This window comes from Chryseobacterium sp. AC405b (assembly GCF_979258685.1).
Window position 1 is genome coordinate 265,939 of the sequence record NZ_OZ409877.1, and the last position, 17,983, is coordinate 283,921.

General features: G+C 34.8%; 18 protein-coding genes. 12 read left to right on the forward strand and 6 right to left on the reverse strand.

Going from position 1 to position 17,983, the window contains the following annotated elements:
• Nucleotides 1–19 precede the first annotated feature (19 nt).
• A complete protein-coding gene (locus tag ACZZZA_RS01320) occupies nt 20–1,024 on the reverse strand; it encodes an LLM class flavin-dependent oxidoreductase (protein ID WP_463429467.1) in 1,005 nt (334 codons plus the stop codon).
• A 210-nt stretch (nt 1,025–1,234) separates the two neighbouring features.
• On the opposite strand from ACZZZA_RS01320, the gene ACZZZA_RS01325 reads away from it, so the two are divergent.
• The 3 genes from ACZZZA_RS01325 (at nt 1,235) to ACZZZA_RS01335 (ending at nt 2,893) form a co-directional block, all read left to right on the forward strand.
• Nucleotides 1,235–1,804: a hypothetical protein gene (locus ACZZZA_RS01325; RefSeq protein ID WP_463429468.1), complete on the forward strand. Its 570-nt coding sequence runs from the start codon at nt 1,235–1,237 to the stop codon at nt 1,802–1,804.
• Between the two features lie 148 nt (nt 1,805–1,952).
• Nucleotides 1,953–2,405: a hypothetical protein gene (locus ACZZZA_RS01330; protein ID WP_463429469.1), complete on the forward strand. Its 453-nt coding sequence runs from the start codon at nt 1,953–1,955 to the stop codon at nt 2,403–2,405.
• Nucleotides 2,406–2,455: 50 nt separating this feature from the next.
• Nucleotides 2,456–2,893 (forward strand): hypothetical protein, encoded by a 438-nt coding sequence (locus tag ACZZZA_RS01335; RefSeq protein WP_463429470.1) that lies wholly within the window; start codon nt 2,456–2,458, stop codon nt 2,891–2,893.
• 44 nt (nt 2,894–2,937) lie between these two features.
• Here the strand turns inward: ACZZZA_RS01335 and ACZZZA_RS01340 are convergent, their stop codons facing one another.
• A complete protein-coding gene (locus tag ACZZZA_RS01340; protein WP_463429471.1) occupies nt 2,938–5,064 on the reverse strand; it encodes a helix-turn-helix domain-containing protein in 2,127 nt (708 codons plus the stop codon).
• A 64-nt stretch (nt 5,065–5,128) separates the two neighbouring features.
• On the opposite strand from ACZZZA_RS01340, the gene ACZZZA_RS01345 reads away from it, so the two are divergent.
• Nucleotides 5,129–5,575 carry a hypothetical protein gene (locus ACZZZA_RS01345; protein ID WP_463429472.1) on the forward strand — a complete coding sequence of 149 codons (447 nt, stop codon included), beginning with the start codon at nt 5,129–5,131 and terminating at the stop codon, nt 5,573–5,575.
• Nucleotides 5,576–5,742: 167 nt separating this feature from the next.
• Here ACZZZA_RS01345 and ACZZZA_RS01350 read toward each other — a convergent pair whose 3' ends face one another.
• Nucleotides 5,743–6,258, reverse strand: coding sequence for a gamma carbonic anhydrase family protein (locus tag ACZZZA_RS01350; protein WP_463429473.1), 516 nt, complete (start codon nt 6,256–6,258; stop codon nt 5,743–5,745).
• A 4-nt stretch (nt 6,259–6,262) separates the two neighbouring features.
• Nucleotides 6,263–6,838 carry a hypothetical protein gene (locus tag ACZZZA_RS01355; protein WP_463429474.1) on the reverse strand — a complete coding sequence of 192 codons (576 nt, stop codon included), beginning with the start codon at nt 6,836–6,838 and terminating at the stop codon, nt 6,263–6,265.
• Between the two features lie 95 nt (nt 6,839–6,933).
• On the opposite strand from ACZZZA_RS01355, the gene ACZZZA_RS01360 reads away from it, so the two are divergent.
• The 4 genes from ACZZZA_RS01360 to ACZZZA_RS01375 all read left to right on the forward strand — a co-directional run bounded on the left by ACZZZA_RS01360 (nt 6,934) and on the right by ACZZZA_RS01375 (nt 9,635).
• Entirely contained in the window at nt 6,934–7,812 is an 879-nt protein-coding gene (locus tag ACZZZA_RS01360; RefSeq protein ID WP_463429475.1) for a NifU family protein, read from the forward strand.
• Between the two features lie 64 nt (nt 7,813–7,876).
• A complete protein-coding gene (gene hemH / locus ACZZZA_RS01365; RefSeq protein ID WP_463429476.1) occupies nt 7,877–8,935 on the forward strand; it encodes a ferrochelatase in 1,059 nt (352 codons plus the stop codon).
• Nucleotides 8,936–9,147: 212 nt separating this feature from the next.
• The gene (locus tag ACZZZA_RS01370; RefSeq protein ID WP_463429477.1) at nt 9,148–9,375 is read left to right on the forward strand and encodes a hypothetical protein; all 228 of its coding nucleotides are present in this window, start codon (nt 9,148–9,150) and stop codon (nt 9,373–9,375) included.
• Entirely contained in the window at nt 9,375–9,635 is a 261-nt protein-coding gene (locus tag ACZZZA_RS01375; protein ID WP_463429478.1) for a hypothetical protein, read from the forward strand. The genes ACZZZA_RS01370 and ACZZZA_RS01375 overlap by 1 nt, the downstream gene beginning before the upstream one ends.
• A 124-nt stretch (nt 9,636–9,759) precedes the next feature.
• On the opposite strand, the gene ACZZZA_RS01380 is transcribed toward ACZZZA_RS01375, so the two are convergent.
• Nucleotides 9,760–10,971, reverse strand: a complete 1,212-nt coding sequence (locus tag ACZZZA_RS01380) for a type IX secretion system plug protein (RefSeq protein ID WP_463429479.1) — start codon at nt 10,969–10,971, stop codon at nt 9,760–9,762.
• Nucleotides 10,972–11,033: 62 nt separating this feature from the next.
• Between ACZZZA_RS01380 and ACZZZA_RS01385 the strand changes: the two genes are divergently transcribed.
• Nucleotides 11,034–11,672, forward strand: coding sequence for an MBL fold metallo-hydrolase (locus tag ACZZZA_RS01385; protein WP_463429480.1), 639 nt, complete (start codon nt 11,034–11,036; stop codon nt 11,670–11,672).
• 71 nt (nt 11,673–11,743) lie between these two features.
• Here ACZZZA_RS01385 and ACZZZA_RS01390 read toward each other — a convergent pair whose 3' ends face one another.
• On the reverse strand, nt 11,744–12,298 hold the full coding sequence (locus ACZZZA_RS01390; RefSeq protein WP_463429481.1) for a thioredoxin family protein: 555 nt from the start codon (nt 12,296–12,298) through the stop codon (nt 11,744–11,746).
• 241 nt (nt 12,299–12,539) lie between these two features.
• Between ACZZZA_RS01390 and ACZZZA_RS01395 the strand changes: the two genes are divergently transcribed.
• From ACZZZA_RS01395 to ACZZZA_RS01405, 3 genes are all read left to right on the forward strand, one after another.
• A complete protein-coding gene (locus ACZZZA_RS01395) occupies nt 12,540–13,136 on the forward strand; it encodes a TetR/AcrR family transcriptional regulator (protein ID WP_463429482.1) in 597 nt (198 codons plus the stop codon).
• A gap of 348 nt (nt 13,137–13,484) precedes the next feature.
• Nucleotides 13,485–14,645 (forward strand): efflux RND transporter periplasmic adaptor subunit, encoded by a 1,161-nt coding sequence (locus ACZZZA_RS01400; protein ID WP_463429483.1) that lies wholly within the window; start codon nt 13,485–13,487, stop codon nt 14,643–14,645.
• Between the two features lie 67 nt (nt 14,646–14,712).
• On the forward strand, nt 14,713–17,895 hold the full coding sequence (locus tag ACZZZA_RS01405; RefSeq protein ID WP_463429484.1) for an efflux RND transporter permease subunit: 3,183 nt from the start codon (nt 14,713–14,715) through the stop codon (nt 17,893–17,895).
• Nucleotides 17,896–17,983 lie beyond the last annotated feature (88 nt).

Sequence of the window (17,983 nt, forward strand, 5' to 3'; positions counted from 1 at the left end):
AATTAATATGAATGGTTTGTTAAGCTTCGGATAATGAGTCTGTAGCTCTTTTAATAATTTCGTATGATTCTAATCTTTTCTGATGGTCGTAGATGTGAGAATTAATCATCAATTCATCCACCTGATATTTTTCCTGAAAATCACTAAGTTGCTCTGCTATTTTAGTCTGATCCCCTACAAAACTGAATTTCAACATTTTTAAAACCATCGCTTTCTCCATTGGCGACCAAATGTCATCCATATCATGAACAGGTAGCGGAAAAGGTTTTCTGTCGTTTCGGATGATATTGATAAATGCCTGAAATAATGTGGTAGAAAGGAAATTCGCTTGTTCTGATGTTTCTGCTGCTACTCCATTTACACAGGCAATAATGTAAGGTTTATCTAAATATTGGGAAGGCTCAAAATGCTCTCTGTAAATTTTAAACGCCATTTCCATTTGCTCGGGAGCAAAATGACCTGCAAACGCATACGGCAAACCGAGCTCTGCAGCCAACCATGCACTGTCTGTACTCGAACCCAACATATACATCGGGATATCTAGTCCTTCACCGGGAATTGCACGAACGGGCGAATTGGAATTTTCTTTAGAAAAATACCTCTGAAGTTCAAGAATCTGCCTTGGAAATTGCTCGTTGATCATCGCAGGATTTCTTCCTAAAGCTTTTGCAGTCAAACCATCCGTTCCCGGAGCTCTTCCTAAACCAAGATCGATTCTTCCCGGAAAAAGTGATTCTAATGTTCCGAATTGTTCGGCGATAACGAGTGAACTATGATTCGGTAGCATGATTCCTCCGGAGCCGACTCTGATTTTCTTTGTTCCGTTGGCAATGAAACTAATGAGAACTGAGGTTGCAGAACTGGCAATACTTTCCATATTGTGATGTTCGGCCAACCAGAATCTTTTATAATTTAAATTTTCAGCAAAGTTTGCCAGAGACAGACTATCCTGAAATGTATCGTGAATCGTTTTTCCCTGCTTTACGGGAGCAAGGTCTAAAACAGATATTTCAAAATTTTTCATATTGATTTATTTTTTCTTCAAAAGTGATGCTTAATCTCTTTTGTCAATTTCATTTAAAATTAATTTGAAATACAAATTTAAAGCTATTAAACTGCATTAGTTACTTTTTGTAATTGATAGGAATAATGGTTGTGGTGTGGGAAAAACTATTGAAAAATAATTTCGAAATCCTTATTATGTATATTTGGCTATCCATTAATATTAAAACAAATGAAATTTCTATATACAGCAAGAGGAAAATATGATAAACACAATTATGATAATTTTTCTTGGAATGAATATAAAGAGTGGTCAAAAATTATTCATCTAGAGGAACTTGTTTCATTAGATGGAATGTTAAATGAAATCTTAGTTGAACCCGATTACAATAATGAAGAGGATTGGAATTTTATTCATACATATAAAAAGTATCAAACTGGTTTTTTCACAGATTTAGATTTTGTATTTAAGCGCTTAATTAAAAAAGAGGATTACAATCTTCTTGCAGTCGTTATTGAACCCACTAAGCCATGTGAAATTATTGAATTAGAAAATTATGAATTTATTGGATATGATTTATTGGATCAGGATTTTTCTATTAGTGCTTTAACAAATTGCGGAGGTTTTGATGAAACATTTCTGCCATTTGAGCTTAACACAAAGGGTTTGCTTAATGATTACCAAAAAGCATATTACATAAAAGAAAAATTATTAGAAAACAATCCTTACGAACATCATGCGGATACGAATGTTATTGCGGTTTGGCGTCATAAAATAATTGGGAACACAAAAAACAATTGATTAAATGGATCTATCAAAAGGTAATATTGAATTCAAAATAAAAAGCCAGAATTCTGAAATAAATCAAGAAAAACATTATTCACAATAAAAATTCATTAACATTTAGTCACATATAATTTATAAAAATATTTTTTAATTATATTTAGCCATGCAATCAAAGATAATGTACATCGAAAACAAATCTCAAGGTCATCACGGATTGGCTTGGATTGGTTTTGTAGAATTTTCAAAATCTGGTCAAACGGTTTATTTTAATGGAAAAGGATTGAAAAAACTGAAAAACTCAGGAAATAATGCCAATCATTTTGACATCGAAACAGGTGAAGAATATTGGGTTTCTGGTGTTAAAAAGAATGGACAAGATAGGCATTGGTGCGGTGGGGGAAAAATTATGATCGATAAAAGTTCGATTGATGAATACTTAAAATTGGTCGATTTCACTACAATTGACGAAAAGTATTTTACAGTCATTGAATTTATTAAAACTGATAAGATAAGATTTAACGAACTTGAAAATTCAGAGACTGAATTTAGAGACGAAAGCCGTTCTGCTAGCTTCTGGGACAATAACAAGAGAAAGTTAATCTTAGATTTAGTCTAGCTTTAATTTAATTTTCCAGCCAACTTTACATTTTTGCTTAAAAATATTTTATGAAAAAAATTCTATTCTTACTCTGTTTAATATTATTAGTAAGTTGTTCTTTCAATCAAACGTTCTCCAATAGAGAATCTGATAGAAATGAAGCAGAAGAGATTTCCAATAAATTTTATTGGGAATTATCTTATGGAGGAAATCAAGATAATCTTTACAAACTTTTCGGGGATCAGTTTTTCGAAGTAACAAGTAAGGATAAACTTAATGAAATGAATCTTACTTCTCAGAACGAAATAGGACAGGTTCAGGATTACAAGTTAGTGAAATGGGAAACTTTTGTTGTAAAAGGCAGTAATGCCAAAAGTGAGTATGTATTGACCTATGATGTAAAAAGAGAAAGAGGAAAAACGCAGGAAACATTCTCAATGAATAAAAAAGATGGGGAAATAAAAATAGTAGGTTATCGGATAAATCAGGACTTATTGGATAAATAATTGTTAGGTAATGTAAAAAAGGTTGTTATCACAACCTTTTAATATCATTTCCCTTTCTCCTTCAAAAAATTAAAATGATTAATCAAAATTCTGATTTCATTAAAATCAAAATCGTTGGGTAATGCCGTTTTCCATTCGTTTAAAGTTTCTTTTGGATCAGTTTTAAATGCTTTTTCGAAGGTTTTGATTTTATCTGAAGTGATTACTCTCGACAAATCAAGCAAACCCTGTTCGGCAAATCTTGCCAGATGTCCCAAAACCGTTTCTTTGACCAAGCCTCTTTCCAAAGCAATTTCTGAAATTGTTTTTCCCTGTTCAAACAATTGGAAAGTCAGAACTTGAGAAGGAACTTTCGCAATCTTCATGCTGACTTCTTTATCGTTTTTTTCGTCTAAAAGTTTAGTTTCCAGGAGATGAGCGGTTTTCAGACCATTCAGATATTCTTCAATATCTTCCAACCAGCTTCGTAGTTCTTCATTATAATTTTTCAGACCTTTTACGCCTTTTATTTCAGAGTAAAACTCTTTCAACGGACTGAATATTTTATCTTTCACTTCATTAAAGAAGAAATTGACGGCACCTTTGGTTTTACTTTCAATCTCGCTCCACTCTTCAGTCTGACTGATGAAATTGTTAACTTTCTGAAAAATAATTCTTTCTAATTTTTCGAAAATTTTACCAAGATTAACAATGTCACGTTTTAATTGAAGATACAACTGTTTAGATTTTGAATGGTCAATACTTTTGGTGGTTATCGAAAGATTATTCCAAAGTTCAACTTCCTTTAAAAGCCATTGAGAATCGACCGAACGAAGCACTTTTCTGATGCTGTAATCGTATTTCTCTTTATTAATAATATCTTCTACATGATCATTGGCAAAAGTATCACCCTGAAACTGAAGAATTCTATTGTCTTTAAAGATAACTTCAGGAGTGATTTTAGATTTTAAAACAATTCCTTCTAAAGTTCTGCAACGAGACAGAGCCACGTAAACCTGACCTGCTGTGAAACTTTTTCCGGCATCAATAATCACTTTATCAAATGTTAAACCCTGACTTTTGTGAATGGTAACCGCCCAGGCTAATTTAATCGGGAACTGTTCAAAACTTCCTAAAACCTCTTCTTTAATATTTTTTTCGCTGTCTAAAGAATATTTTTTCTGTTCCCAGACTTCTCTTTTTACGGTAATTTCTCTTTCGCTTCCGTCAAGAATAACCTTGATTTCTTTTTCGTCTAAAGCAGAAATTTCTCCTAATTTTCCGTTAAAATATTTTTTCTCACCAGATATATCGTTTCTGATAAACATCACCTGAGCACCAATTTTTAGTTCTAAAAATTGTTCGTTGGGATATTGGTTCTCTTTGAATTCACCAAAAAGTTTTGCTTCAAACGTAGCCGGAGAAACTTTCAGTTCCGCTAATTTTTGCTGATTGATATCGTCTGCCAATTTGTTGTGCGAACAGAGATAAATGTAAGATTCTTCACCCGCATTAAAATCAGGGTTAAATCTTTCATTTAAATGTTCAAAATCGATATTGGCAACGTCACCGTCACGGATCGCATTTAAAATTTCAAGAAATTCTTCATCAGTCTGCCGGTATACTTTCGTCAGCTCAATCGTCAGTAAAGGAATATCTTTTATGGCAAGACTGTCAAAAAAGAAAGGCGAATTATAAAACATTTTTAAAATATGCTCATCTCTCACCACGGGCGGAAGTTGATACAAATCTCCTATGAACAACATCTGAACCCCTCCAAAACGCTGATTATTTCTTCGGATAAAACGCAGAGAAAAATCCATCATATCCAAAACATCCGCTCGTAACATCGAAACCTCATCAATAATCAGAACCTCGACCTCACGCAAAAGTTTGAGTTTGTCTTTTCTGTATTTGAAATGCGACATCAGATCGGCAATATTGTTTCCTAAACTGCCATCAATTCTATCTGTCGTCGGCAAAAAAGTACGCAAAGGCAACCCAAACATCGAATGTATGGTTACTCCACCAGCATTAATTGCTGCAATACCTGTAGGTGCTACAACAATATGTTTCTTTCTGGTTTTTTTTACAAATTCGTTTAGGAATGTTGTTTTTCCGGTTCCTGCTTTTCCGGTAAGAAAAACGCTTCGGTTGGTATGTTCTATTAAGTCAAAAAAATGATTATTCATCGCTGCAAAATTACGAAAAATGAAAATAAGGAACGAAATTTGATGCCCACTAAAAAAATTAATTATGCAAAATTGGTTGATAAAATTTCCGGCAGTTATTTTATTTGCAAGTCTAACAATAGTTTCGTGTAAATCGGCACAAAGCAATGATCCTGCAGAAATGCCTAAAGATATTTCAGAAAGACCTGCAGATGAAAGCGCTCAGAAATATGATGAAGCGCAGTTTGATAAGTTAAAAGCATCAATAGAATCAACAATTTCTAAAGAAAAGTGTACCAATGCTGCAGATTGGACATTTTCACCAATAGGAACCAAAGCTTGTGGCGGACCGGTCTCTTACATTGCTTACCCTAAGAAAAATGAAACAATCATTCTTCCAAAAATTGAAGAATACACGCAGAAGATGTCTGAATTTAATAAGAAATACAGCATTGTCTCAGACTGTATGCTGGTTGCAGAACCAACAGGTGTAAAATGTCAGGGAGAAAAAGCGGTTTTAATTTATCCTTAATTTATAAGTTTTAAATATCATAAAAGCTCTGACTAAATGTGGTTCAGAGCTTTGTTTTTATTTGGCATACCTATTAAGTTTTGGCTAAAGCCGTAAGATGATTCTTTCATTGAAAATGGGCTACAGCCCATTTCTATTCAATGAGTGGAGGAATTTCTGTGAAATAACTATTCTTTATACCAAGAAGAATATTTCACATAATTATTTGCAATTCTATTCACTTCTCCCTCTAATAAAGCAGAAGAAATATCTTTTATCTTTCTGGCAGGTACTCCTCCCCAGACTTCGCCCGATTTGATATGGGTTCCCTGCGTTACAACAGAACCTGCGCCAACGATAGAATTTTCTTCAACAAGACAATCATCCATTACAATTGAGCCCATTCCGATCAAAACATTGTCTTTAATTCTGCATCCGTGAACGATGGCGTTGTGACCTATTGAAACATTATTTCCGATTTCTAAAGGGAACTTTTCGTACGTGCAATGCAACATAGCGTTATCCTGTACATTTACTTTGTCTCCCATTTTGATATAATTTACATCGCCTCTGATGACCGCATTATACCAGATACTGCATTCTTTTCCCATCACCACATCACCAATAATGGTTGCAGTTTCTGCCAAAAAAGTATTTTCTCCGATTTGCGGTGCTTTTCCTAAAAGTTCTTTTACAAGTGCCATATTTTTATTTTGAAAATTTAAATTCTTTAACTGGAAGCCAATAATAATTAGGTTTAAAATTCTGAAATTCTGATTTAAAACTAGAAACTTTATTATAGTTTTTTGCAGAGACTACAATTCCGTCTATGAATCTTTTAGATAAAAAATAGAACTTATCGATTCCCGAAACCATTGCTGCGTTTTCATCTCCTTCAGATGCATTCTTTAGAAGCCAACCAATATCCTGTGTCATTTCAGCACACATTAGATAATCTGCAGCCTCAAGCTCAAAATGAGCAAATTCAAAACCCACTTCAATATCTCTCAAATATTCATAGAAAAAATTTCTAATCCTATAAAAATTTGGTCTTTCAAACAAACTGATATCTACACCTACATTTCCTAATCCATTTATAGAAACCGATAAAACATAAAGTTTTTCTTCCAAGATTTTATTATCTGCGTGCTCACATACAAAAGAGCCAAGATTTACATTTTTCTCTGGAGACAGTACAATTTTTTGATTGATGAAATCTTTGCAACACAATTCTGCATCTTCATTATCAGTAAAAGTAATTCCAAAAGAATAATTCAATCCCATAATATCTAAATTAAGCTCATAGCTAAAATCTAACTCTTAACCTCCGACTTCTAAGTTCTAAATCCGTATTTTTGTATCTCAAATTTAAAGAAAAAATGCATACTATTCTTATAGAGCCAACAGAAAACCCGAAAGTGATGAAATTTGTAGCTGATTACAATTTGATTCCGGGATCATTAGAGCTGGACAGAAATTCAGATATATCAGAAATTCCTTTGGCACAGGAGCTTTTCAACTATCCTTTTGTCGATAGAATTTTCGTTACTGCCAATTTTGTTGCGGTTGCAAAACAAGATACCGTAGAGTGGGAACATATTGCCGAAAACCTGAAAAATGTAATTGAGGATGAGCTTTTGGCCAACCCAAGAATTTATCTTCAGAAGAAAAAGGAAATGATTCAAATCTATGCAGAGATGACTCCAAATCCTAACGTAATGAAATTCGTTTCTAGCAAAGTGCTGATGGAAGGTTTTGTAGAAGTAAAATCAAGAGAAACTTCAGAAGGAGTTCCTTTAGCTCAGGCAATTTTTAAAGAGTTTGATTTTGCTAAAGAAGTTTTTATTTCAGATAACTTCGTTGCAGTAACCAGAGATAATTCTGTAGAATGGCATCAGGTAATGATGGCGGTTCGTGGTTTGATTGCAGAATATCTTCAAAGCGGAGGAGAAATTTCAAATATTGTTGCTCAGAAACACGAAAGTCCGGTTGAAAATATCATCAACAGAGATTATACACAAAACGAGCAGAAAATTTCTGATATTTTAAATGAATATGTAGCTCCTGCAGTAGAAAATGACGGGGGAAAAATTTCATTAATAGAATATGACGAAGCCAACAAAACTGCAAAAATGCTTCTACAAGGCGCTTGTTCGGGCTGCCCAAGCTCTACTGCTACTTTAAAAGGTGGAATTGAGAACATTTTAAAACAATTTGTTCCCGATTTAGTGGAACACGTAGAAGCTGTAAACGGATAGTTTAGTTAATAGTGTTCAGTTGATGGTATTATTTTACAACTGACAAGAATAAAAAAACGAAAATTTGAAAACCAATAACCAACAACCAACAGCCAACAACCAAAAGGGAATATTATTAGTCAATCTCGGATCTCCAAGATCTACCTCTGTACCTGACGTAAGAGAATACCTTGATGAGTTTTTAATGGACGAAAAAGTGATCGATTACCGATGGTTTTTCCGTGCACTTTTGGTTCAGGGAATTATTCTCAATACAAGACCTGCGAAATCTGCAGAAGCCTATAAAACAGTATGGACAGATGAAGGCTCTCCTTTGATTGTCATCACTCAGAAAATCCAGAAAAAACTTCAAAAACTGGTTGATGTTCCGGTGGAAATCGGGATGCGCTATGCACAACCAAGTATCGAAGCGGGAATCCAGAAGTTAGTAGACCAAGGCGTAACAGAAATTGTTCTTTTCCCATTGTATCCGCAATATGCGATGAGTACAACTGAAACGGTGATTGAAAAAGCAGAAGAAGTAAGAAAAAAGAAATTTCCGGGAATTAAGATTAATTATATTCAGCCTTTCTACAATAGAGAGATTTATATCGATTGTCTTGCAGAAAGCATCAGAGAAAAGCTTCCTGAAAATTTTGATGCATTACAATTTTCATATCACGGAGTTCCGGAGAGGCATATCTATAAGACAGATCCTACGAATACCTGTAATTTGAATGATTGCTGTTCTCGTGAGAATAATCCAAGTCATCAGTTTTGCTATCGCCATCAGTGTTTTGATGTGACCAATTCTGTGATTAAAAAATTGGGTTTACCAAAAGAAAAAGTAATGGTGACTTTTCAGTCCAGATTAGGAAAAGATAAATGGATGGAACCTTATACTGATGAAACTTTGGAAACCATTGGCAAAAAAGGAATTAGAAACCTTGCCATCGTTTGTCCGGCTTTCGTTTCTGACTGTCTGGAAACTTTGGAGGAAATTTCTGTGGAAGGAAAACATCAGTTTGAACATGGGGGTGGAGAAAACTTCCACTATATTCCTTGTCTGAACGATGAAGACCGCTGGATTGATGTTGTAAAAACACTCTGCGAGGAAAAACTGAACGAGTTTTATTTCGTTTAAATTTAATTTTTAAAAATATAGAGGCATTTGAGAAATCAGATGCCTTTTTTAATTTATTTCCTAAGCACCCCCTAAAAAAAACATATTGAATCAATAAAAACATATTTATTATAAAATAAATTAAAAATTAATAGGGGTTAGTTTGGTTATTTATTATTTTTTTGTACTTTTACCCTATCAAAAGATAAGAACAATTTAAAAATTTAGAAATAATGGACTCAAGCATAGAAATTCTAAAAAGAAAAATTGAAAGTTTCACTCCCGAACTTGCAGAAGCGTTTATTAGAATCGTGGATAATTTAGATACAACTCCAAAATCTAGTGTACCACAATTTCAACTGGATGAAGTTTCTACCAGAATTCAATTTCACACAGAAAATCCTGCAACAAAGCTCGATTTCTTTGAGAACATTTCTGAATTAGAAAAAATCTGCGCCTAATGAAAGTGCTATTGTCATCAATTGCAAAAAATGACATTAGAATGCTGATGCGGGTTTTCAATGCTGAAGAACAAAACAAAGACAAGTATTTTCTGGATGATTTGAAAGAATCAATTCATACTATTTTAAGCAACTGCGAAAATCTGGACATAAAAAGCAAAGAAATTCAGGTATATAAAACCGAAAGATTTCCTGTTGATATTCATTATTTATTTGAAGATAACGACAGCCTTTTTATCACTGCAGTTTTTAAGAATTAAATAGAAAAATTAGCGACTTTTTTGACATTATTATATAGTTTGATTTTATCTGTAAAGGTCTTGTACACCTTAAGCAGCAACCTTACAAATGGAAAATTTGTAAGGTTTTTTATTTGAACCTACATTATCTCACCGGCGTTCTGAGTTCCCCATAACCCAACAATCCGTCATAATTTCTTCCGAAAGGTTTATAATACAAAAATGCCTGGTACAAATTTTCCGTCTGCCAGAAATTTCCATTAATTTCCCCGAAATTCAAAGAACCGTTTGCTTCTTTTGTAGCGAGAATGTAATTATAGAAACCTTGTTTCAGAAAAATTTTAGCCACATATTTTTTACTTTCTGCATCGTACATCATTTGAGATTCTTTGGTCGCTTTAAAATTATTAAAGCCTCCTAAAACATACAACTCTTTATCCATAGGTTCAGAATCTAATGAGAAATGCACCCAGGAATAATCTGCTTCTCTTTCTGCATTTCTTTCTTGTCCCAAATCATTTCTTCTGTAATAAAAAGCTCCGTTTACGTCGGGTTGATACTGATAATTCAACGGATATGCCCAAACCGGATGAAGAAAAGTCTGATTTACACCATCTATAATTCCTGTTTCACGAACCATGTCTGCTGCCATATCCATGTTTTTATTATCGAAATAATAAAATTCATTATTCCCAGGAAATACAATACTCATCTGCTGAAACAGAATTTGACTTCCCAACGTAGAGCTTGGTTTAAGATTATTCACCGTCATGTTCATATTGTTATTCTGCATCACGTTCAGCGACATAGAATTTACATTTGATGACAGATCTCCGCCTTTTGAAGTCGCCTGTACTTCAACTCTTTGGTTCACGTTAGGATTTCTTGCATCAGAAATTCTTGAAATATTCAATGCTAAATTTACCTGATCTTCAATTAAAGAAAATCTTTTGGTAAAAAGTGGTTTGTCCGCAGAATCTTTGTAAACAATGATTTCGAAATTTCCGGATATTTTTGGTCTTATTTTATCGTTTGGAAAATTCAGTTTATAATGCGTATAAGGCTGTATTGTATTGAAAGAATATTCAAATTGATCCAGCAATGCGTTCATGCTTCCATTGGCAATTTCGGTAAAGAAAAGATTATCATCCTGCCAGTTTCTGTCGTAATGTTTGATGGTGTATCTGTAAATGGTACTTGAGTTGGTTAAATCATCAAAACTCAACACCAACTGTTGATTCATATTAATGACCGGGGTTTCGTCATTGGTTTGAGGATTAAACAACTGAATGCTTTGAATGTTCTGACCAAAAGCCAACGAACCCAAACCGAATAAAAATATCTGCAACGTTTTCATTATGACGAAGATAACGAATCTATCAGGAATATTGTATTTTTGATAAAAAAAATATTCAGAATATGTTTCAAATACAAGCCTTCGTGTTCAATTTTGCAAGTGAAAATACCTATATAATTTTTAATGAAAACAAAAATGCCTGGCTGATCGATCCGGGAAATATGAACGAACAGGAAACCAAAACCATCGAAAGTTTCATCAGAGAAAATGAATTAAAAATTGAGAAAATCATTTTAACTCATGCTCACATTGATCATGTTTTGGGCTTACAATGGGCTTTTGACACCTTTAAAATTCCTGTAACCATGCATGAAGATGACAAAGAAGTTTTGGATATGTTCCAGATCAGCGGAATGAGATTCGGATTTCAGTTTGATCACATCAACGTAGATTTAGAATATATCAATGAAGGAGATGAAATTGATTTTGATGGCGAAAAATTTAAAATTTACCATGTTCCGGGACATTCTCCGGGGAGTGTTGTGTATCACAATGAAAATCAGAAATTCATGATTTCCGGTGATGTTTTGTTTGAAGGAAGTATCGGAAGAACAGATTTGTTTAAAGGAAATTACGAGCAGCTAATTGAAGGAATTAAAACCAAACTTTTTATTCTTGATGAAGAAACTCAGGTTTTTTCAGGTCATGGAAATCCCACTACGATTGGTTTTGAGAAGCAATATAATCCGTTTTTGAAATAAAAATTAAAAAATGACAATTAAAAAAACCGCCAGAAAAATCTGACGGTTTTGTTTTACTTTAAGATGGAAATTTATTTCCACTTAATATTACAACCTATACTGGGTCTTTGAATTTCTTCCTGTGGCTCACCAATCAATAAGTTTTCGAAAGCGATGATTAAATCTTCACCCGTCACCTCTTTGTGATTACCCGGTCTCGAATCATCCATCTGACCTCTGTAAATAAGATCTAATTTATCATCAAAAAAGAAGAAATCAGGAGTACAGGCTGCGTTGTATGCTTTTGCGATCGCCTGGCTTTCGTCGTATAAATAAGGAAAATCAAAATTTCTTTCAATCTGAAATTCAATCATTTTTTCCGGAGAGTCTGCAGGATATTTTTCTACATTATTTGAATTGATGGCAATAAACTCAATTCCTGCCTCATGATAATCTTCATACAATTCTGTCAGTTTATCTATGATGTGAAGCACAAACGGACAATGATTGCACATAAAGATAACCAAAGTACCTTTTTCACCTTTCAGATCATCTAATGACTGAACTTCGTTGCCGGTTGATGGGTTCGGAAGTTCAAAAAACGGTGCTTTTGTACCTAATGCCAACATATTTGAGGGAGTATTCATATCTTCTTATTTGACTACAAAGATAAAGATTTCTTTTAGTTGTTGCTAAAACAATAATCTATTGAGCCAGCCTATGTCACTTATTAATTTTTACAATAACTTATCTCAACTCCCACTCCGTCAACTTTTGGCAGATTACAAAAGTTTTTAAGTGTTACGTTGTAAGTTAAATTTCAAAAATCATTTGGTTGGTATAGAAAAATGTTTGTAGTTTTGCTAACACTGTTAGTAAAATAAAATCATGGGTTTACATGAACGTCGTCAAAGAGAAAAGGAATCTATCCGGGCAAATATTTTGCAGGCTGCATTCTCTTTGGCAAAAACTGACGGTTGGGCATCGCTTTCTATTCGTAAAATAGCTGATGCTATTGAGTACAGTGCTCCTGTAGTGTATGATCATTTTGAAAATAAAGAGGCTATTTTGTATGAAATTTCTATCAATGGATTTCACTGTTTGCAAATAGAATTACTGAAAGCTCAGAAAAAATATGAAACTCCGGAAGATCAGCTGACTGCAATTGTAGATGCATACTGGAATTTTGCATTTAAAAACAAAGAGTATTATCAATTGATGTTTGGCCTTGGAATGCAATGCAGTGGAAAAGGTCTTATGAAAGAAGAGTTCTCGTCTTTTCAGGATATGATTTTTGACTGTACATTTGAAATTATTAAAAAGAAAGGGTCAAACCAAGATAATGCCTGTCACTCATCTCATGCTTTGTTCTCTGCAGTTCACGGATTAATTTCTATTATGATGATGAGAAATGACGACATCCCTTCAACAATGAATAAAACAACATTAGACGAAACGGTTTCGGCTTTTATTAAATCTTTGTAAAATTTTTTTGAACCAAAAGTTAACACCGTTAGTAAAAGTAACATGGAATAATTAACATAAATTCAATCTTAAATTAAAAAACCTTCAGAATGAAACATAATTTCTTTACACTAATTCTTGCAATCTTATTTCCTTATCATTAACGCTGTTAAGAAAAATAACACTGTATTATCTTTTTCTTATTAAAATCAACATTAAAAAATTGTAATCATGGAAATTACTTAATCCGCAAATACAAATTATGTGAATTTTTTTAACACATCAATTAACACTGTTAGAAAATATAACATTATTTAAAACTTATCAACATTACTTAATCAACACTTCATTAAAAAAATAAAACTTAAAATGAAAACAACTGCAAAAACAAAAATAATCATACTTATATCGAGTATCATTTTTTTACAGAGTTGCACAAAAGCCGCAGAAGGCACGAACGCTGCTCCACCTGCTCCTGAATTGCCTGTTTATACTGTTACCACAACTCCTGCTACTGTTTATCAGGAATTCCCAACTGCGCTGGAAGGAAAAAACAATGTAGAAATCAGATCTCAGGTGGATGGATATTTAGATAGAATTTATGTGGAAGAAGGTGCTTATGTAAGAGCCGGACAACCTTTATTTAAGATAGACTCCAGAGCTTATGGTGAGCAAATGAATATGGCTCAGGCAAATTTACAGGTTGCCAATGCCAATATTCAGAAAGCTAAAGTTGAAGTTGACAGACTTCAGCCATTGGTTGCCGCAAAAGTAGTTTCTGATGTACAGTTGAGAACTGCAAAAGCAAATTATGCAGCAGCTGTTGCAGCAGGATCACAGGCAAAAGCTTCAGTCGGCGGTGCCAGAATTAATGTAGGATTTACCACAATCACAGCACCGGTAAGCGGTTACATCGGAAGAATCCCTTACAAGAAAGGAAGTCTGATTTCCAGAACAGATGCAAGTCCGTTGACTTTATTATCAGACATCAGTGAAATCTATGCGTATTTCTCTTTAAGCGAACTGGATTTTATTGGCTTCCAGAAAAAATATCCCGGAGCAACACTCAACGAAAAACTAAAGAATATGCCAATGGTAGACCTAGTTATCGCTGATAACAGCACTTATCCTGAAAAAGGAAAAATGAGTATTGTAGACGGACAGTTTGACAAAAGTACAGGAGCAATAAGCGTTCGTGCGATTTTTCCAAATGCTAACGGAGCTTTGAGAACCGGAAATACAGGACGAGTTCGTATGCCACAATTATTCTCCAACACGCTGGTTATTCCTCAGGAATCAACATTCGAAATACAAGATAAAGTATACGTGTATGTAGTCGGTAAGGATAAAAAAGTAACCTCAAAACCTATCACGATCTCAGGAAAAACAGACAGCTATTACTTTATTTCTGAAGGACTTGCTAAGGGTGACAAAATCGTTTATACAGGAATTGGAGCTTTGAAAGATGGGGTTACCATTCAGCCGAAAGCTATTTCTTCTGACAGTCTTTTAAGAGCGAGACCTTTGTAAAAAGTGTTTAAACTTTTAATACAAAAGTCAGAAAAGCGTTTAAACAACATTAAAAAATAAACTTCTTATGTTAAAAAAATTCATAGATAGACCGGTACTTTCTACGGTTATCTCCATTATACTTTTGCTGTTGGGAGCAATGTCGGTTTTTAACCTTCCGATTACGCTATTTCCCGATATTGCACCGCCGAGCGTTCAGGTGACGGCATTTTATCCGGGAGCGAACGCAGAAGTTGTTGCCCGTTCTGTCGCTGTTCCTATTGAAGAGGCAGTGAACGGTGTTGAGAACATGACCTACATGACCTCAAACTCCAGTAATGACGGATCAATGACCCTAAGCGTATTTTTCAAACAAGGTTCAGATCCGGATAATGCAGCGGTAAACGTTCAAAACCGTGTTTCAAAAGCGATGAGCCAGCTTCCGCAGGAAGTTGTACAGGCGGGAATTTCAACGCAGAAAGTTCAGAACAGTATGATTATGTTTATGGGACTTTCAAGTGATGACCCTAAGCAATATGACGAGCTTTTCTTACAAAACTATTTGAAAATCAATGTCATTCCACAAATACAGCGTATCCCGGGAGTTGCTCAGGCTCAGGTTTTCGGAACGAGAGATTATTCAATGAGACTTTGGCTGAAACCGGATCGATTGGCTGCCAACAATCTTTCTCCGCAGGAAGTTTTAGCAGCTGTAAAAGATCACAACTTAGAAGCTGCTCCTGGTCGTCTGGGACAGGGAAGTAAAGAAACTTACGAGTATATTTTAAAGTATAAAGGTAAATTAAATAAAAATGCAGACTACGAAAACATCGCCATCAAATCAAACAGTGACGGTTCGTTTTTAAGATTAAAAGATGTTGCAAGAGTAGAATTTGGTTCTTATACCTACACCGCAGCCAACAGAATGGACGGTAAACCTGTAGCCGGATTTGCAATTTTGCAAACCGCCGGTTCTAATGCCAATGAAATTTTAACTGATATTGAAAAGCAGATTGAGCAGATGAAAACCACTCTACCTAAAGGAGTTGAGCCCATCATCATGTACAATTCCAAAGACTTTTTGGATGCATCAATTCATCAGGTTGTAGAAACTTTAGTGATTGCATTTGTCCTGGTATTTATTGTAGTTTTTATCTTCCTTCAGGATTTCAGATCTACATTAATTCCTGCTATTGCCGTTCCGGTAGCAATTATCGGTACATTCTTTTTCCTTCAGGTGTTTGGTTTCAGCATCAATATGCTGACTTTGTTTGCATTGGTACTCGCCATCGGGATTGTGGTGGATGATGCAATTGTCGTTGTAGAAGCCGTCCATTCAAAAATGGAACAGACAGGAATGCCGGTTGAACAGGCAACTACGAATTCAATGAGTGAGATTTCCGGAGCGATTATTTCCATTACTTTGGTGATGTGTGCAGTATTTATTCCGGTTGGCTTCATGCAAGGTCCGGCGGGAGTTTTCTACAGACAGTTTGCTTTTACTCTGGTTATTGCAATTATGATTTCAGCGGTTAATGCATTGACACTGAGCCCGGCTCTATGTGCATTGTTATTAAATGATCCTCAGGGAGAACACGGCGAACACAGTCAGAAAAAAGGTTTTGGAGCGAAGTTTTTTAATGCTTTCAACAAAAGCTTCAACAACATGACCAGAAAATACATTTACAGCCTTAAATTTTTAATTAAAAATAAATGGGTTGCCGTTACAGGTTTAGCGTTGATCACAGCGGCTAGTGTTTTCTTAATTAATAAAGCTCCTACAGGATTTATTCCTACTGAAGATCAGGGATTTGTCTTGTACGCAGTCAACACACCTCCGGGAAGTTCATTAGACAGAACGCACAGAGCCACTGAACAGATTGACAAAATCATTAATGGTGAAAAAGCAAAAAATCACCTTTGGGTTGCAGATGGAATGAACTTCATCAGTAATTCTAATGCTTCTCCGTATGCTGCAGGTTTTATTAAACTGAAAGATTTTGAAGATCGTGGCGAAGTAAAAGATCCGGATCAGATTGCAGCCGCCTTGACAGGAAAAGTGGCACAGGTAAAAGATGCCAATGCATTCTTCTTCAACTTCCCTACCGTACAGGGATTTGGTAACGTTTCCGGGTTTGAATTTATGCTTCAGGATAAAACCAACGGTTCTTTTGAACAATTGGGTACAACCACACAGACATTTATCGGAGAACTGATGAAACGTCCGGAAATTGCTTTTGCGTTTACGACGTATGCAGCAGGAAATCCTCAATATACGATTGATGTGGACACCGATAAAGCCAATCAGTTGGGAGTTTCTGTAACAGAATTGATGCAGACGATGCAGATTTATTACGGAAGTAGTTTCGTTTCAGATTTCAACAGATTTGGAAAATATTATCGCGTGATGGCTCAGGCAGACATTCCTTACAGAACTGATGCCAATTCGATGGAAGGAATTTATGTTAAAAATAAAACCGGCGAAATGGTTCCTGTAAAAACCTTAGTTACCTTAAAGAGAACTTTCGGACCAGAAACGGTTTCCAGAAATAACTTATTCAACGCCGTGACCATTAACGGAACTCCAAAGCCTGGTTATAGTACCGGAGACGCTATCAAAGCCGTAGAAGAAGTTGCTCAAAAATCACTTCCTCGTGGATATGGTTACGAATGGACAGGAATTACCCGTGAAGAAATCAAAACCGGTGGACAGACTGCTTTTGTATTTATGTTAAGTATTTTGTTTGTGTATTTCCTATTGGCAGCTCAATATGAAAGTTATATCCTTCCGTTTGCCGTTATTTTAACGATACCAACAGGGATTTTCGGAGTATTTGCTTTCACAGGATTGGCAGGAATTGACAATAATATTTACGTTCAGGTTGGTTTAATCATGCTCGTCGGATTATTAGCGAAAAATGCGATTCTGATTGTAGAATTTGCAGTACAGCGAAGAAAAGCAGGAAAAACATTGATTGAATCTGCTCTTCAGGCTTCCAGATTACGTTTAAGACCCATTTTGATGACGTCGTTTGCATTCATCATCGGTATGCTTCCATTAGTTTGGACGCAAGGTGCAGCAGCAAAAGGAAACCATTCAATCGGAATCAGTACTGTTGGAGGAATGTTTACAGGAGTTGTATTCGGAATCTTCATCATTCCGGTGATGTATGTAATCTTCCAGTATTTACATGAAAAAATGCCAAGCAGAAAAAATAAAAGACTTCTAAAACAAAAACAGCAGGAAGAACTTTTAGCAACAGCACATTAATAAAAAAATGATTAACAAAACTTTGAGATTTGAAATTCAGACAAAATTTTTCTTCAATTTAATTTATAAGAATTTCTAAAATAAGCAA

Excerpts from the sequence above, each read along its gene's own strand:
- ACZZZA_RS01320 (WP_463429467.1), bottom strand. The coding sequence starts at position 1,024 with ATGAAAAATTTTGAAATATCTGTTTTAGACCTTGCTCCCGTAAAGCAG.
- ACZZZA_RS01335 (WP_463429470.1), top strand. The coding sequence starts at position 2,456 with ATGAAAAAAATTCTATTCTTACTCTGTTTAATATTATTAGTAAGTTGT.
- ACZZZA_RS01340 (WP_463429471.1), bottom strand. The coding sequence starts at position 5,064 with ATGAATAATCATTTTTTTGACTTAATAGAACATACCAACCGAAGCGTT.
- ACZZZA_RS01330 (WP_463429469.1), top strand. The coding sequence starts at position 1,953 with ATGCAATCAAAGATAATGTACATCGAAAACAAATCTCAAGGTCATCAC.
- ACZZZA_RS01355 (WP_463429474.1), bottom strand. The coding sequence starts at position 6,838 with ATGGGATTGAATTATTCTTTTGGAATTACTTTTACTGATAATGAAGAT.
- ACZZZA_RS01325 (WP_463429468.1), top strand. The coding sequence starts at position 1,235 with ATGAAATTTCTATATACAGCAAGAGGAAAATATGATAAACACAATTAT.
- ACZZZA_RS01395 (WP_463429482.1), top strand. The coding sequence starts at position 12,540 with ATGGGTTTACATGAACGTCGTCAAAGAGAAAAGGAATCTATCCGGGCA.
- ACZZZA_RS01390 (WP_463429481.1), bottom strand. The coding sequence starts at position 12,298 with ATGAATACTCCCTCAAATATGTTGGCATTAGGTACAAAAGCACCGTTT.
- ACZZZA_RS01380 (WP_463429479.1), bottom strand. The coding sequence starts at position 10,971 with ATGAAAACGTTGCAGATATTTTTATTCGGTTTGGGTTCGTTGGCTTTT.
- ACZZZA_RS01405 (WP_463429484.1), top strand. The coding sequence starts at position 14,713 with ATGTTAAAAAAATTCATAGATAGACCGGTACTTTCTACGGTTATCTCC.
- ACZZZA_RS01385 (WP_463429480.1), top strand. The coding sequence starts at position 11,034 with ATGTTTCAAATACAAGCCTTCGTGTTCAATTTTGCAAGTGAAAATACC.
- ACZZZA_RS01370 (WP_463429477.1), top strand. The coding sequence starts at position 9,148 with ATGGACTCAAGCATAGAAATTCTAAAAAGAAAAATTGAAAGTTTCACT.
- ACZZZA_RS01350 (WP_463429473.1), bottom strand. The coding sequence starts at position 6,258 with ATGGCACTTGTAAAAGAACTTTTAGGAAAAGCACCGCAAATCGGAGAA.
- ACZZZA_RS01400 (WP_463429483.1), top strand. The coding sequence starts at position 13,485 with ATGAAAACAACTGCAAAAACAAAAATAATCATACTTATATCGAGTATC.
- ACZZZA_RS01375 (WP_463429478.1), top strand. The coding sequence starts at position 9,375 with ATGAAAGTGCTATTGTCATCAATTGCAAAAAATGACATTAGAATGCTG.
- ACZZZA_RS01345 (WP_463429472.1), top strand. The coding sequence starts at position 5,129 with ATGCAAAATTGGTTGATAAAATTTCCGGCAGTTATTTTATTTGCAAGT.
- ACZZZA_RS01360 (WP_463429475.1), top strand. The coding sequence starts at position 6,934 with ATGCATACTATTCTTATAGAGCCAACAGAAAACCCGAAAGTGATGAAA.